This is a genomic window from Psychroflexus torquis ATCC 700755 (genome assembly GCF_000153485.2).
GTDB lineage: Bacteria > Bacteroidota > Bacteroidia > Flavobacteriales > Flavobacteriaceae > Psychroflexus > Psychroflexus torquis.
Genome location: NC_018721.1, coordinates 828,508 through 844,702 on the forward strand (window position 1 = coordinate 828,508; position 16,195 = coordinate 844,702).

General features: G+C 34.9%; 14 protein-coding genes. 2 read left to right on the forward strand and 12 right to left on the reverse strand.

Going from position 1 to position 16,195, the window contains the following annotated elements:
• Positions 1-319: 319 nt before the first annotated feature.
• The 3 genes from P700755_RS03630 to P700755_RS19675 form a co-directional block, all read right to left on the reverse strand.
• On the reverse strand, positions 320-1,198 hold the full coding sequence (locus tag P700755_RS03630) for a DMT family transporter (RefSeq protein ID WP_015023396.1): 879 nt from the start codon (positions 1,196-1,198) through the stop codon (positions 320-322).
• A gap of 10 nt (positions 1,199-1,208) precedes the next feature.
• Positions 1,209-1,778, reverse strand: a complete 570-nt coding sequence (locus P700755_RS03635) for a Crp/Fnr family transcriptional regulator (protein ID WP_015023397.1) — start codon at positions 1,776-1,778, stop codon at positions 1,209-1,211.
• A gap of 777 nt (positions 1,779-2,555) precedes the next feature.
• Positions 2,556-3,095 (reverse strand): transposase, encoded by a 540-nt coding sequence (locus P700755_RS19675; RefSeq protein ID WP_086000782.1) that lies wholly within the window; start codon positions 3,093-3,095, stop codon positions 2,556-2,558.
• Between the two features lie 429 nt (positions 3,096-3,524).
• Between P700755_RS19675 and P700755_RS03650 the strand changes: the two genes are divergently transcribed.
• Positions 3,525-5,795, forward strand: a complete 2,271-nt coding sequence (locus P700755_RS03650; RefSeq protein ID WP_015023398.1) for a S9 family peptidase — start codon at positions 3,525-3,527, stop codon at positions 5,793-5,795.
• 240 nt (positions 5,796-6,035) lie between these two features.
• Here P700755_RS03650 and P700755_RS21180 read toward each other — a convergent pair whose 3' ends face one another.
• Positions 6,036-6,182, reverse strand: a complete 147-nt coding sequence (locus P700755_RS21180) for a mechanosensitive ion channel family protein (RefSeq protein ID WP_157609244.1) — start codon at positions 6,180-6,182, stop codon at positions 6,036-6,038.
• A 518-nt stretch (positions 6,183-6,700) separates the two neighbouring features.
• On the opposite strand from P700755_RS21180, the gene P700755_RS03655 reads away from it, so the two are divergent.
• On the forward strand, positions 6,701-7,363 hold the full coding sequence (locus P700755_RS03655) for a ferredoxin reductase domain-containing protein (protein ID WP_015023400.1): 663 nt from the start codon (positions 6,701-6,703) through the stop codon (positions 7,361-7,363).
• 69 nt (positions 7,364-7,432) lie between these two features.
• On the opposite strand, the gene P700755_RS03660 is transcribed toward P700755_RS03655, so the two are convergent.
• From P700755_RS03660 to paaZ, 8 genes are all read right to left on the reverse strand, one after another.
• Complete coding sequence (locus P700755_RS03660; protein ID WP_015023401.1) at positions 7,433-9,493, reverse strand: alpha-ketoacid dehydrogenase subunit alpha/beta; 2,061 nt, start codon at positions 9,491-9,493, stop codon at positions 7,433-7,435.
• A gap of 30 nt (positions 9,494-9,523) precedes the next feature.
• Complete coding sequence (locus tag P700755_RS03665) at positions 9,524-9,871, reverse strand: four helix bundle protein (RefSeq protein ID WP_015023402.1); 348 nt, start codon at positions 9,869-9,871, stop codon at positions 9,524-9,526.
• Between the two features lie 27 nt (positions 9,872-9,898).
• Complete coding sequence (locus P700755_RS03670) at positions 9,899-11,233, reverse strand: dihydrolipoamide acetyltransferase family protein (RefSeq protein WP_015023403.1); 1,335 nt, start codon at positions 11,231-11,233, stop codon at positions 9,899-9,901.
• Positions 11,234-11,286: 53 nt separating this feature from the next.
• Positions 11,287-11,886, reverse strand: coding sequence for an acyltransferase (locus tag P700755_RS03675; RefSeq protein ID WP_015023404.1), 600 nt, complete (start codon positions 11,884-11,886; stop codon positions 11,287-11,289).
• 43 nt (positions 11,887-11,929) lie between these two features.
• Entirely contained in the window at positions 11,930-12,247 is a 318-nt protein-coding gene (locus P700755_RS03680) for a GIY-YIG nuclease family protein (protein ID WP_015023405.1), read from the reverse strand.
• 170 nt (positions 12,248-12,417) lie between these two features.
• Positions 12,418-12,735, reverse strand: a complete 318-nt coding sequence (locus P700755_RS03685; protein ID WP_015023406.1) for a GIY-YIG nuclease family protein — start codon at positions 12,733-12,735, stop codon at positions 12,418-12,420.
• A 71-nt stretch (positions 12,736-12,806) separates the two neighbouring features.
• On the reverse strand, positions 12,807-13,559 hold the full coding sequence (locus tag P700755_RS03690; RefSeq protein WP_015023407.1) for an enoyl-CoA hydratase/isomerase family protein: 753 nt from the start codon (positions 13,557-13,559) through the stop codon (positions 12,807-12,809).
• A gap of 117 nt (positions 13,560-13,676) precedes the next feature.
• Positions 13,677-16,187, reverse strand: coding sequence for a phenylacetic acid degradation bifunctional protein PaaZ (gene paaZ, locus P700755_RS03695; protein WP_015023408.1), 2,511 nt, complete (start codon positions 16,185-16,187; stop codon positions 13,677-13,679).
• Positions 16,188-16,195 lie beyond the last annotated feature (8 nt).

The window sequence follows — 16,195 nt, forward strand, 5'->3', positions numbered from 1 at the left end:
GCCAAGTTTTGGTAAATTTAGTTTTATTATTGGTGTAGAGCTTTATGACTAAAACAACCTAATTACTCTCTTAAAACCAAGGACTTACATCAAATTAGTCTAACGACCAACATCCTTTTTTAAAAGTACCTAAAAAAGAATAGAGGAGGCAGAGAAATTAATAAGTTATCAAGTAAAAAAATTCAATTATCATAATCCAATTGATGTCATAAATAATAGCATTGTTATGACTATTAATCGAGAAGAGTTCTATAAGAAATCTATTTTATTTGATGATTTTTATGATAAAATCATTTAATTTAAAAGTCAGTTTGAGATTCTATTTGAAGAATTTTGAAGTACTACTTTTACTAATAAGTAAACCTGTAACAATAAATAACCCTCCTATGAGGTGATAGGCATGTAAGTGTTCATTAAAAAGAATAGCAAATAATGCTGCCGATAATGGAACAATATTCATATAAATTCCTGCCTTATCTGCTCCCGCAATTTGAACTCCTTTTTGCCATAAAAAATATGCTAGTGCTGTACCAAAACATCCAATACCAAATACAGCCATCCAAAAACCGTATGTGTGTGTTGTAACCAGTTCCATTCCGTTAATTGGTAATAAGATCAAGAAACCTATTAAGCAGCATAAGCTCGTTAAAAGTGTAAAGTTTAAACTTGAAATACGTGTAGCATATTTTTTAGTCCAAACATGATGTAATGCAAAAAATACGTTTGCTATTAATATGAGAATATCTCCATAATTAAATTGGATGTTACTTATGTTGGTCGTATTTCCTTTTAAGATTAAATAGGTTACTCCGAAAAAAGCAATGATGATACCTAGTAGTTGTATTTTTTTGATCGGAGTCTTCAATATTTTAGACGAGAAAAGTATTGTTAATGCAGGATTTAAACTGACAATAAGTGCTGCGTTTATCGCTGAAGTATTTTGTAATCCTAGAAAGAAAAATAAATTAAATCCAAAAAGACCGATAAACCCTGTAAGAGAGATACCATTTAGATTCTTTTGAATTATTTTAAATGAGGGTAGGCTTTTGGCTCCCAAAATGATCAGTGTCACAAATCCAAATAAGAAGCGCCAAAACCCTGCTTCAATAAAATTAACCTCTTTTAATATTACTTTTGCTAAATGGAAATTTAGTCCTAAAAAAATAGTTGCAATAATTAAGTAAATTATCTCTCTCATAAACAGCAGATTATGATTTTTCTCGCAACTTACTCAACGTAGAATTAGTCATCCCTAAATATGATGCAACTGCTTTACTTGAAATACGAGATAGTAATTTAGGTTCATGCTCCGTAGCCCATTTGAGTTTATCAATTCCTTCCATACCTAAAAAACTATAAATCCGCATTTGGGAATGAATAAAAACAAATTTTAAAAATTGATGGTAAACATTCGCAAAGGGAGGATAAGTATTAACTAACTCACAAAAATTAATGTGGTTGATGACTAACCATTCTGATTGCTCTAAAGGAACTAAACAATCTCTAGATGGTTTTCGAAGGATAAAACTAGTGTTTACGGACATGACGCTATTTTCTAATGCAAAACAGCCCGTGACTTGATTACCTTTAGTATTTATTTCGTTTGACCTTAAAAAACTTTTTCTGATAAAATAGAAATGTTTACAAACTTGACCAAGGTTACTTAACCTTTCATTTCTAGTTGTTCTTATTGGTTTGAAAAATTTAATTATTTGCTGTAATTTTTTCTCTCCGATTTTTCCATGACTTTTTATGTATGGCTCTAATTCTTTATACACGTTGTATATGTTAGTTTATGGATTCAAAAATAAAAAATAAGAAGTATCAATTGCAAAAATATTGTTTTAAGACAGCTTTTTAAGTTCCTTTTTTTATTAGACTCACATTGTTTTTAATGACACACAAAATTAGTTGCTTTGGTTAAGCACTAAAGTTAGTAAATAAATCACAGATAAAAAATCCACCAAGTGTTGTGTTTACCGATGATGTGACAGTTTTTATGAGTTTATAAATTTTTTATTTGAGTTATGGTAAAAAAGTATGACAATGAATTTAAAGTTATGATCGTCGATCTATTAAATTCTGGTAGTAAGACAAAACAAGTTAGTGAGGATTATGATTTAAGTCTAAGTACATGAAAAAAATGAAAGATATCAGTATCATATTGATTTTCACAGTTTAGTAGAACATTAGCTAAAAAAGTTAGTCCATATTTAAAAATACTTTTAGCCTTTCTACCCTGTTTCTTAAATTTAATTGGATTTATTTGATGCAGATATATGCCAATTTTATAACACCACACAAAAGCTATCATAACAAGTAATATTAATTTTTCTATTCTTTGAATATCTTTTAGATGTGTTTTTTCCACTATCAAATCCACTAGACTTCATTGCTTTAAAACACATTTCAATTTGCCATCGTTTTTGATAATTTTGTTGTGCATTTTCAGGCTTATTAAAGGATACTATGATTAAAAATTCTTGTTTTAAGGTCTTTGGATTTAGTTTACAGCCTTGCAACTAGCAAAGTTCTCCATTTACTCGAACAATCTTCTAATCATACAAAAACTCATTGGTTTTAGATCTATTAAACAAGTGAGATGCTTTAATTTCTTTGTTTTTGTGCGGTAGAAACACCTTGAAATTATTGCGGATACGAATGTAATATTTAATCTCATTTCTGTTTAAAAATGCTAACCAGTCTTTACCTACAAATTCTCTATCTGCAACAACAGATTCAATAACGTGCTTACCAAAAAGACGTATAAATCTATTGAGTAAATCAATCCGTTCCTGACTACTAGAATTCCTTCTTTTATCAAGCATCGGAAACAATAACGGAAAGGCGATACCTTTATAAACAACACCGAGCATGAAAATAGTAATGTTCGTTTGTCCAAACTTCCAGTTCGTTCTATCACTACTTAAAATGAGTTTATCTCGAGAGGGAAGTAGATTAAAAACAAGGAGCGCAATGAGATCAGAATCCAAACTATAGCTTGCTATAAAGCGCTGTATACGTCTCAAAGACGACCCTGAATCTGATTGGCTGTTAAAAGCATTCGCAAGCTTTTCAAAAGTAACTATTTGCACTTTACACAAACCGATAACAAAGTGTGAAATGAGTTTGAGTCTTGCTAAATTAATTTTCTTTATAGATGAGTGTTATATACTGAAGTTACTTCACTATTTTTAGTAATACATTGGTTTTCCTCATTAGAAAATAAGTGATATTATTTGTATAACATACCGAAGATCAATGTTTTATTATAATTCATTAACACTTAATTTGTTGGTTTTCAATGAAGTATATTTTTGTCATGTACTAAATAAAAATATTTGTTCAATTCGTCTGTTTGAGATTCTATTTGAAGAATTTTATGAGATTAATTTATATTTTAATTTGGCATAGTCGTTCTCATATTAATAAAAAATTAAGAATACTAGAACTATTTTTTTTTAAATCATGTAACAAATCTTAATTTTATACGTCTTATTAAGAATAACTTAAAACTAGCAATCATGTACATAAACAGAATTTCTCTAGTTATTCTATTATCTTTGTCTTTAACAATGGTCAATGGACAAACTATAAATGGAGATTGGAGCGGTAAGCTCAACGCCATGGGGCAAGAAATCCCTTTGGTTATTCATTTCTCTGGAAATGATGATAACCTCACAGCAACGATGGATAGTCCATCTCAAGGTGCTACAGATTTACCTGTTGAAAAAGTAAGTCTTGAGGGTACACAACTTTCACTTTCATTAATGGGTGGACAGATTGAATACACCGCAGAAGTAAACGGAGATAGTATGACAGGGAATTTTAAACAAAGTGGAATGGATATGCCTCTAACACTCACCAAAGGTGAATTAGAAAAACCTGGTGATACTTCTTTGCCAAGTTCTGAGGAAGAAATGGAAGCTTTGGCTAATAAAGAAACAGGAGATTATAACTATTCTGTGGCTGATTATTTTGCTAAACCAGCGTCATCAGAATTTCAACTTTCTCCAGATGGAACGTATTTGAGTTACCGTGAGAAAGATGATAATCTTAAAAACCATGTCTATGTCAAAAACATTAAAACCAACGATGTTCAGCGTGTTATTACAGAAGCAGAGGAACTCATACGTGGTTATGGCTGGGCAAATGACAAGCGTTTAATATACATTATGGATAAAGGTGGTAATGAAGATTACCATTTATTTGCAGTCGATATTGATGGAAATAATCAAAAAGAATTAACTCCTTATGATGGTGTAAAAGTTGAAATTTTGGCATTACTAAAAGAGGATAAAAATCACATGGTGATTTCCATGAATAAAAATAATGCTCAAGTTTTTGATCCTTATAAGATCAATATTGCTACAGGCGAATTGGAGCAGTTGTATGAGAATACCGATATAACGAATCCTATAATGGGTTATGAATTTGATAAAGATGGAAATTTACGAGGTTTTGCCCGTCTTAAAGATGGCATAAATTCAGAATTTTATTATGCTGTAGAACCCGGAGATTATAAATTGATGAAAACTACAAAATGGGATGATACTTTTTCTATCATCAGTTTTGATTATGCTTCAGAAAATGAACATGACGCCTATATGGTCTCTAATCTAAATTCGGATAAAACAGAAATTTATAAATACGATTTAGCTAAAAATGAGGTTGTTGAAAAACTATTCTCTAATAAAAATTACGATGTATCAGGTGCATCTATATCTAGAAATAGGAATTGGGAGCTCGATTATTTTAGTTATGAAGGTGAAAAAGACGAAATCATTCCTGTTAGTCAATATTACAAAAAACTACATAAAAAGCTAGAAAAGGAATTTCCGGGTTATAATTTTTACTTGTCTGATAGAACCGATGATGAAAGTCAATATTTAATTTATGTCACTAGTGATAAGTTGTATGGTAAGTACTATTCATACGATGTCACTAAAGATGAAATAAAACTGTTATTTGATTTAATGCCTCAATTGAAAGAGAACGACATGTCAGAAATGCGTCCTATTTCTTTTAAAAGTCGCGATGGAATTCAACTTCATGGGTATATAACTCTTCCCAAAGAAGCTGTAAAAGGACAAAAGGTTCCAGTTATCGTTAATCCGCATGGTGGCCCGCAAGGCATTAGAGATTCATGGGGCTTTAACCCAGAGGCGCAGTTATTTGCCAGTCGTGGTTATGCCACATTGCATGTTAATTTCAGAATAAGCGGAGGTTATGGTAAGGAGTTTTTACGCAGTGGTTTTAAAGAAATTGGCCGTAAAGCTATGGATGATGTGGAAGACGGATTACAATACGTTGTAGACAAAGGCTGGGTAGACAAAGAAAAAGCGGCAATCTACGGAGGCAGTCATGGTGGTTATGCTGTGTTACGCGGACTTACCAAAACACCAGACTTATATGCTTGTGGTGTAGATTATGTAGGCGTTTCTAATCTGTTTACTTTTATGGAAACTATACCTGCTTATTGGGCACCTTATTTGCCTATTCTAAAAGCAGTGTGGTATGATGCAGAAGTTCCAGAAGAAAAAGAAATAATGACTGAAGTATCGCCAGCTTTTCATATCGATAAAATCAAAAAACCCTTATTTGTAGTCCAAGGAGCCAATGATCCTCGTGTAAACATTGATGAGAGTGACCAGATTGTAAAAAGCCTTCGGGATAAAGGTGTTGATGTGCCTTACATGGTAAAATATGATGAAGGCCACGGTTTTGCAAAAGAAGAAAATCGCATGGATTTATATACCGCTATGATGGGATTTTTTGCTGAACAGTTGAAATAATAGTTTTTTATATACTCAATGTATTTAGCGTTGAGTATACCATAAAGTTTAAAGCGAGCCTCTTTTTGAGGTTCGCTTTTTAATTTAAATCAATTGCAAAATGCAACTCTTTATTACACAAATTTAGCATTCAAATTTAGCATAACATCAGCTTCTTTTTTACTTACTAATAGTCATAAAATAGAATCGTAACTAGTGCTGAGCTACCTCGTGGTATAATTCAAATTTTTAATGCAACATTTAAAAACTAAATTGGTATAACTCAACATTGGATTTTCTTAGAACGCGTTTCAAAAGACGCATTATAAATTTAATTGCAAAAATACCAAGCACCAAAGCAACAAACGCGTAAAGAAGGTTAAGTCTGATTTGGGTTATGAAATTCACAAATCTATTTTTTACCTCTCACCAAAAGTCTTGATTCATTCCTTTCTATTTTTAAATAATTTACGAAAACCAAATCATCTAATGATAATTTTATCTGTACATCACTTCGATTGGTTCAATATTTTTTTTATCCCTATCACAATCTACTCCACTTGAAGAATGTTCCTTTTCAAATTTGAAGATTTGTCTGGCACGAAAAAAACATAAAATGAAAGTATCAAAAAGAAGCATTAAAATAAGCCGAGTTGAATCCAAACCATATTATACCAATTTAGCATTCAAATGTCGTATAAAATCAGTTTCTTTTTCACTTATTAATCGTCATAAAATAAAACCATAACTATTGCTATGCTTATATTTTTTTCCTCAATTAAGTAAAAAATAATTCAAATTTTTAATGCAACATTTAAAAACTAAATTGGCATTACTGATTGAAAAAAATTAAAGTGTTAAAAAAAAAGCATAATTCTCTTAATCGATATTAATAAAACCTATAACTTTTATAAATTAAGGTAAAAATGAATACTTTAGAAATTAAGACAATTGAAAAAATTACTCCTGATGTTTTACAAATCAGAACCAGTAAACCTGAAGGCCTTGAGTTTAAGCCAGGACAAGCTACAGAACTTTTTATAAAAAAAGAGAATTGGAAAGATGAAGGCAGACCTTTTACCTTTACTAGTCTACCAGATGATTCTCATCTCGAATTTGTCATTAAAACCTATACAGGCCACGAAGGAGTCACAGATAAACTAGTCGACTTAAAGAGTGGTGACAAATTATTACAAAATGAAATCTTTGGAAATATTTACTTTAGAGGTGAAGGAACTTTTATTGCAGGTGGAGCTGGACTTACTCCTCTTATCGCTATTCTAAGAGACCGCCAGCGAAATGGAGGCAATGAAACTAATAAATTGATTTTCGCAAACAAAACCAGTAAAGACATCATCTTAAAAGATGAACTTAAAGAAATGCTTGGCGATCGTTTTATAAACATTTTATCTGGTGAAAAAACAGAGGACTTTGCAAATGGACGTATCGATCAAAGTTTTCTAAAACAACATATTATTAATTTAAACCAAAAATTCTATGTGTGTGGTCCAGATCCTATGATTGAGAGCGTTGTTAGCGATTTGAAAGCGCTTGGTGTTGAAGCTGAAAACATTATAGTAGAAGGATAATCCAAAAGCATAGTGTAAAAGAAATACCCAAGGCTAACCACAGGGTATTTCTTTTATTGCATTCACTTCCTAATAGCTTAAAAGTTCCTGTATTTTAACTTTTACTTTTTCTGTACTCGGAATCATCGTTTGTTCTAAAGTTGAATTCAGTGGAATAGCAGGCATGTTTTCAGACCCAATTGTCATAACAGGTGCATCCAGATACTGAAAACACTGTTCTTGAATTTTACCGCTTAAGGCTCTGGCAAATGTGTTTTCTGAAGGTTCTTCAGTGACCACCAAACACTTCTTACATTTTTTGACAGACTTCATAATCGCTTCTTCGTCTAAAGGATGCAGTGTTCTTAAATCTACAATTTCAATTTTGTCCTGAAGTCCAAGTTCCTGAGAGGCATTCATCGCCCAATGAACTCCCATTCCATAAGTGATGATACTCATAGTCTCATCATCGTCCTGAGGCCAAATTTCCTGTAACACCCAAGCTTTTCCAAAAGGTAATACGTAATCTTCTGCAGGCTCTATGCTTGTGGCTCCTTTAGTTCCGGGCACCTTACTCCAGTAAAGACCTTTATGCTCAAAAATGACTACAGGGTTTGGATCATGATAAGCCGCTTTCATCAATCCTTTTAGGTCTGCACCATTACTTGGATAAGCAATTTTTAATCCACGGATATTGGTAATCACACTTTCAACGGAAGAAGAATGATAAGGTCCTCCACTACCATAAGCACCAATTGGCACACGGAGAATCATAGAAACGGGCCACTTTCCATTAGAAAGATAGCAACTGCGACTCACCTCAGTAAATAATTGGTTTAACCCAGGCCAGATGTAATCTGCAAATTGAACTTCTACAATAGGCTTTAAACCTACCGCAGACATGCCTACTGTAGAGCCGACAATAAAAGCCTCTTGTATGGGGGTATTGAAGACGCGATGATCTCCAAATTTTTGTGCTAAAGTAGCGGCTTCACGAAAGACTCCTCCTAGCCTACCCCCAACATCTTGTCCATAAAGTAAGCATTCTGGATGTTGGTTCATAAGCTCCTTAATAGCAAACAAAGCACAATCTACCATGACCACTTTTTCTCCACCTTCTGGAGAGCGATTCCCCTTTTCTTCTGTAATGGGTGTCGGTGCAAAATCGTGAGTAAATAAATCCTCTGGCTTAGGATCTTCTGCTAGCAAAGCCTCTTGATAGTCTTTAGCGACTTCAGCTTTAGCTGCTTTTTCAATAGCGTCAAGTTCACCTTCAGTAAACCCATTTTCTAAGAGTTGTTTTTTAAGTTTTGGATATGGATCTCTCATTTTAGATTCTTCTAGATCATCTCTGTAAAATTCCATTCTCACCCCCGAGGTATGGTGATTAAGTAAAGGACATTTAGCATGAACTAAGAAGGGTCTCCGTTCTTTCCTTACGGTGTTGAGTACTTTTTCAAATTCTGTGTAGGACTCTATAAAGTCAGTGCCATCAATACTAATAGCTTCGAGTCCATGAAATCCTTTGGCATATTCAAAGGCATCTTGAGCTCTAGTCTCTTCGGCATTTGCTGAAATATCCCAACCATTATCTTGTACTAAATAAATGATAGGCAGCTGCTTAAGAGCAGCCATTTGAAAAGCCTCTGCTATTTCGCCTTCCGTGACCGAGGCATCTCCCAAAGAACAAACAACCACAGGAGATTCTGAATTCTGAATATCAAACTTAGAGTCTTTGTGTTCTTTATACCAAAATCCCATAGCAGCACCAGTCGCGGGAATCGCTTGCATCCCGGTTGCCGAACTTTGATGTGGAATTTTAGGCTTATCCGCATCGTTCAAACTAGGATGAGAATAATAGGTTCGTCCTGCTGAAAAGGGATCCTCTTTTTTCGCTAAAAGTTGCAACATCAAATCTTTAGGCTGCATGCCAATGGCCAATAAAATGGAATCGTCGCGATAGTATGGGTATATATAATCTTGAGGCTGTAATTGCATACCTACCGCAGTTTGAATCACTTCATGACCACGAGAAGTCGCATGTACATATTTGGAAACCACTTTAAAGTTCTCTTCGTATAATTCTGTCAAGGCTTTCGCAGTGACTAAATTGTTGAAGGCTTTTTTGAATATATCTTTTTTTAATTTCATCGTAAGAATTTTTAATTACAAATTTTTAATCTATAATTTAGATTTTGTTGTCTTAATAATTGAGGTCAATAAACGAACTATTTCTTCACAATCTTCAAGGTGAGTTTTTAAATCAATAACAACTAATTTGCTTTTATCTAAAAGCTGAAGCCAGTAGAGAGTTTCTCTAGCTTCTTTAGATGAAATTGATAATTTGTGAATAAAATCACTAAGACTTTGAGCTGCTTCTGACTCAGCTATATTAGCCCCAATACTTGTTCCACATCGTAGAATCTGCTTTGAAATTATAAATTCATTCTGATCTTGCATTGTTCTGAAGAGCAGAATAATTTTCAAAGAGAAATCAAAGCTTTTATCTTTTACTATATTTTTTTTCATTAAAAATTTTTAATTTAAAATTCTTAATTAACATTGAGTCTCTCTTTTTTCTTCAAGATAATCTGCAATTCGTCTTAAGAAGCTACCAGCTAAAAATCCGTCTACTATTCTATGATCAAACGATAAGGACAAATACATCATCTGCCTGATTTCAATTTTATCACCATCCTCATACTCTATCACTTCAGCTCTCTTTTTGATAATACCTGTCGCTAAAATCGCTGCTTCAGGCTGATTGATAATCGGAGTTCCCATCAAGCTTCCAAAGGTCCCTACATTAGAAATTGTGAACGTACTGCCTTTGGTTTCTTCACTGGTCAACTTATTATCTCTTGCTTTCCTAGCGAGTGCATTCACATTTTTCGCCAAGGCTTCTAAATCTTTTTGATCTGAATGTCTTACTACCGGTACTATTAGATTACCGCTCGGTAAAGCCGTGGCCATCCCGATATGAATATCCTCTTTCACTATGATGTTTTTACCATCTAGTGAAGAATTAATCATGGGAAAATCCTGAATAGCTTTGGTCACGGCCTGAATAAATAAGGGCGTAAAGGTTAATTTTTCTCCTGTTTTCTCTTGGAATTCTTTTTTATTGGCATTCCTCCAGTTTACCAAATTAGTCATGTCTGCTTCCACATAAGCAGTAACATGGGGAGAAGTATGCTTTGAATAGACCATGTGGTCTGCAATCATTTGACGCATGCGATCCATCTCCACGAGCTTGCCTTTTCCTTTATCAAATTTTAAGTCGGGAACTTGAAATCCAGGGGACTTTTCGACTTGGTTTTGAGCGAATTGGGCCGGACGACCATCTTCGATATATTTAAAAATATCTGACTTCTGAAGTCGATCCTTCTTCCCTGATGCTGGAATGCGGGCTAACTCCTCATAGCTGATATGATGTTCTTTTGCAATTTTTTCAACCAGAGGAGAATAAAAATGATGACCTCTTGAACTTGGCGTCCAAGGTTTATTTTCAGTTAGAGATGGATTTTTAGACGTTTTTAAAGCAGGCTGTGGTGGTGAAGGTTTGGTTGGCTTTTTAGCGGTAGGGGTATCTTGATTTTCGATTTTTTCTTCAGAAGAATTACCACGTGTTTCAGAAACACTGGTTTCTTCTAAAATGGCGATCACCTCACCAATTTTGGCGATATCATTAGCTCCATATTTGGTTTCAATTAGAGTTCCAGAAAATGGAGCTGGAACTTCATTATCCACTTTATCTGTCCCCACCTCTACTAAAACATCTCCTTCTTGAAAACTTTCCCCTTCACTTACTATCCAATTTAGAATTGTGCCTTCAGTAATGCTTTCTCCCATTTTAGGAAGTTTGAATTCTGTTTTTACTTTGCTACTCATAATCTTTTTTGTGTAGAATTGAATCTTACTGATCCAAGATCTATTAGTTCATGTTACTCTTTCTTCCGAAATTCCTCAAGCGTCTTGTAGAAATTCTCTTGCTTTGGACGGTGTTTGGGAATCTCTCTAAGCGGTTCCACTTCTTCTAAACTTTCATGACAGTCTGCTGGCAAACGTTGATATAATCTGGTTCCAGCAGTTTTCCATGCGATCATATCTTCTGAGACTTCTTTTATGATTTTTGCAGGATTCCCCACCAACAAACTGCGTTTAGGAATCTTGGATTCTGCTTTTACAAATGCCAAAGCTCCAACAATGCACTCCTCACCAATTTCAGAATCATCCATAATCACAGCATTCATACCTATCATACAGTTTTCTCCTAAATTTGCGCCATGGATGATTGCACCATGACCTACATGTGCTCCTTTTTTTAAGGTAATGCATTTACCTGGGAACATGTGAACCGTACAATTCTCCTGCACATTAACTCCATCCTCTAGAATTATCTCCCCCCAATCTCCACGAATAGCAGCTCCCGGACCAATATAACAGTCTTTTCCTATGATCACATTACCTGTGACTGCAGCCTGTGGATGCACGAAACTCGATTCGTGAACAATAGGGGTGTGATTTTTGAATTTGTAAATCATATATTTCCGCTTAAGCGGAAATCTCGTTCCGCATAATTAAAATTCATTTTCTCAACCTAGATTTAGAAAAGTCTAAGTTCCAATTATCAGATAAGTCAAACCAATTAGGATTCATTTCTTCAATTAAATCTATTTTCCAAGCTCTATTCCATTTTTTAAATCTTCGCTCTCTTTTACATGCCTCATCACTTTTTTCGAATTCTTCAAAATAAACTAACTTATCACAATTGTAACGTGATGTAAAAGAATTTGGATAGGTTCTAGATTTATGCTCCTTAACTCGTTCATCTAAATTATTGGTCACACCAATATAAATAACTCTGTTGTTTTTATTTGTCATGATGTAAACGTAATGATTCATCCTATCAATCAATTTAGAGTCTTATAGCTTAGTCTTAGGTGGAGGTGGACAACCGCCTTCGCGGATGATTACTATTCAAACCTCTTCAATTTCTCCTTAGTAAACGAACTCAATACTAACTTACCACTTATTTCCGCTTAAGCGGAAATCTCGTTCCGCATAATTAAAATTCATTTTCTCAACCTAGATATAGAAAAGTCTAAGTTCCAATTATCAGATAAGTCAAACCAATTAGGATTCATTTCTTCAATTAAATCTATTTTCCAAGCTCTATTCCATTTTTTAAATCTTCGCTCTCTTTTACATGCCTCATCACTTTTTTCGAATTCTTCAAAATAAACTAACTTATCACAATTGTAACGTGATGTAAAAGAATTTGGATAGGTTCTAGATTTATGCTCCTTAACTCGTTCATCTAAATTATTGGTCACACCAATATAAATAACTCTGTTGTTTTTATTTGTCATGATGTAAACGTAATGATTCATCCTATCAATCAATTTAGAGTCTTATAGCTTAGTCTTAGGTGGAGGTGGACAACCGCTTTCGCGGATGATTACTACTCAAACCTCTTCAATTTCTCCTTAGTAAACGAACTCAATACTAGCTTACCACTTATTTTCGCACGTTCCAGAAGAAGTTCATCCCAATCTTCAGTCCCTCGCCAAAACATTTGCTTCATATGTTTTACCGCCTCTGGATTATATTCACACACGTTTTTAGCAAACTCTTCTACGGCGAGATCCAACTCTTCAGTAGTATCAAAAACCTTTGCAAATAATCCTTTTTGATTTGCCCATTCTGCTGAATAAAAAGAATTGGCATCGATAGCTATTTGTGACATTCCACTTACACCAAGTTTGCGTTCTACTGCAGGTCCAACGACAAAAGGTCCAATGCCTAAATTTAATTCACTGAGTTTGATTGCCGAATGCTGCGTGGCCATGCAGTAATCCATAGCTGAGGCTAATCCAACCCCACCACCAACAGTTTTACCTTGCACGCGACCAATAATAAATTTTGGACACTTTCGCATCGCATTGATCACATTGGCAAATCCACTAAAAAAGGTTTCACCTGTCACTTCATCATTGATGGAAATTAGCTCTTTAAAGCTTGCTCCAGCACAAAAAGTACGATTACCCCCAGATTTTAAAATGAGTACTAAAACCTCATCGTCTTTACCTGCGTCTGTGATGGTACTTGCCAATTTGGCCAAAATATCACTAGGCAAGGAATTGTGAGCTGGATGAAAAAATTCAATAGTTGCAATTTTATCCTTAATATCTTTTTTTACGTATGGTTTAGTCATATTTTTTTTATTTCTCAATCGTTTTCGAATGCTTTCTAAAACTGATTATTATTGATCTAATATACGATCTGATTAACATTTAGCCACGTCATTAGAGGTCGCTAAATCTGTTTTTTTTTATATCAACCCAAATTGCTGAAAATGATGATTAAAGTGTTTGCGGTTTAATAGTTTCCAATCAAAACTAGTAAGTTCACCGAAGACTGCGTTTTTGGTAATCGCCTTAGGATGCTCTCTAAAAAATACTACAAAATTATCATAAGCCTCTAGCAGAGACATTTTAGCTTCAGATAAACCCTCATACTTTAAAGGTTCCAACTCATCTTTCTTCATCAAGGGCATTTTATAGCCTCTAGGCATTTTTTCGTAATTGTATAAGGTTTCTTGAACTTTCTCAATATGTTCTTCTGGAGCGTTAATTTCAAAATTAGAAATTTCACCTGTAGCGATTCGCAAACTCATTTCGAGATGTTCTACCATATGCTGCGGCGTCATCAGTCCCCATTGAGCAGTTGCCGATTCATCTAACTCTCTTAACTTATCTTCAATAAAAGATCGATCTACTTCATAAAAAGTGGTTTGTTTTTTCTGTACCATAGTCAAAATCGTAGCAATAGCCACTAACTTATCATCCTCTTCCACAGCCTCTGTGTCGAAGACTTCCACGTACCATTTTACAATACCGCTAGGTAGTTCTTTTCCTTTTTGATCGCGGTCCACCTTTTCTTTACAGGTTAAGCGCACATGAATAGTATCATTATGATATAAAGGGCGTAGAAATCGGATTTCCTCTAAGCCGTAATTGGCTGCTACAGGTCCTTTATTAGGATATACAAACAATCCAGCTGCAGCAGAAATAATAAGATAACCATGAGCAGTCCGCTGCTCAAAAATGCTCCCTTCTAAAGATGTAATATCTGTATGTGCATAGAAATGGTCCCAAGTGAGGTTTCCAAAATTAATAATGTCGGTATCCGTCAAAGTACGGTTATGGGTTTTGAGGGACATTCCAGGTTGAATATCCTCCCAATGGTAAGCAAAAGGATGATTTTCAGCATCTTTATAGTCAGCTTTGGGTTGATAAATTCCTGTGATTTCGGTTAATGTTGTTGGACTTCCTTGGATAGCACAACGCTGCATAAAATGTTTAATACCACGCTTTCCCCCCATTTCTTCACCACCGCCAGCCCTACCTGGGCCACCGTGAACTAGATTTGGTAATGGTGCACCGTGACCTGTACTTTGCTTAGCAGATTCTCTATTGATCGACAGTATTCTACCATGATGAGAAGCTGCTTGAATGGTATAGTCTCTTGCAATAATGTCACTATTGGTAAAGATAGAACTGACCAATGAGCCCTTTCCTTTTTTAGATAATTTTATAGCATCCTCCAGGGTTTTATAAGGCATGAGTGTGCTTACAGGACCAAAAGCTTCTGTAATATGGGCAGCTTCGTTTTCAAAAGGATGATTTTCTCTTAATAAAATAGGCTTCATAAAAGCTCCTTTTGCATAATCAGCTCCAATGGTTTTAGCTTCATCAAAATTACCATAAACGAGCTCAGCTGTTTTTGAGAGTTCTAAAATTGACTTTTTAACAGCCTCCACTTGGTTCTTATCAATTAAACTGCCCATGCGAACTTCTTTGAGTCGGGGGTCGCCTAACGTAACTTTATCCAAGGCTTTACCTAAAGCAATTTGCACATCTTCTATCAGTTGTTCTGGAACTAGAATACGTCGTATCGCGGTACACTTCTGACCACATTTTACGGTCATTTCATTTCGAACTTCACGAATAAACAAATCAAATTCTGGTGTCCCAGGCACAGCATCTTCCCCTAAAACGGAAGCGTTCAAAGAGTCGGCTTCCATCGTAAAAGGCACAGATTCTTCTAAAAGTCTAGGATGATTTTTAAGTAACCGACCCGTTTTGGCCGAGCCTGTAAAGGTCACAATATCTTGAGATTCTGTAGAGTCCAAAATATTCTTTGCCGTCCCACTGATAAGCTGTAAACCGCCTTCTGGCAAAATTCCAGAGGCAATAATTTCTTTGACGACAGCTTCAGTTAAATAAGCCGACTGTGGTGCTGGAAGGACTACAGCAGGAACGCCGGCCATCCAATTGACCGCACATTTCTCCAACATACCCCAGACTGGGAAATTAAAGGCATTGATATGAATAGCAACTCCTTCCTTAGGTACTAAGATATGATGGGCCATAAAACGACCACCGTGTGAGAGATCAATAGGATCCCCTTCCACATCAAAAGGTTGATTTGGAAACAGTTTACGCAGAGAAGCATTAGCAAAAAGATTACCAAAACCCCCGTCGATATCGAACCAAGAATCCATTTTGGTAGCTCCTGTTCTATAGCTTAAGTCATAAAATACTCTTTTCTTTTTTTGAAGATGAAATGCTAATGCCTTCAGCATATTCCCGCGTTCCTGAAAGGTCATCTTTCTTAAAGTATCTCCTTTTTCTCTACCATAGGCGAGGACTTCTGGAACATCGAAACCATCTACATTGATGTTTGTAAAATGTTCTCCAGTTATGGAATCAAAAATAGGCTTACCTTCTCCTTTACCTTGTGTCCATTGACCCTGAATATAACTTTGTGTGGTTTGCATAGTTTATT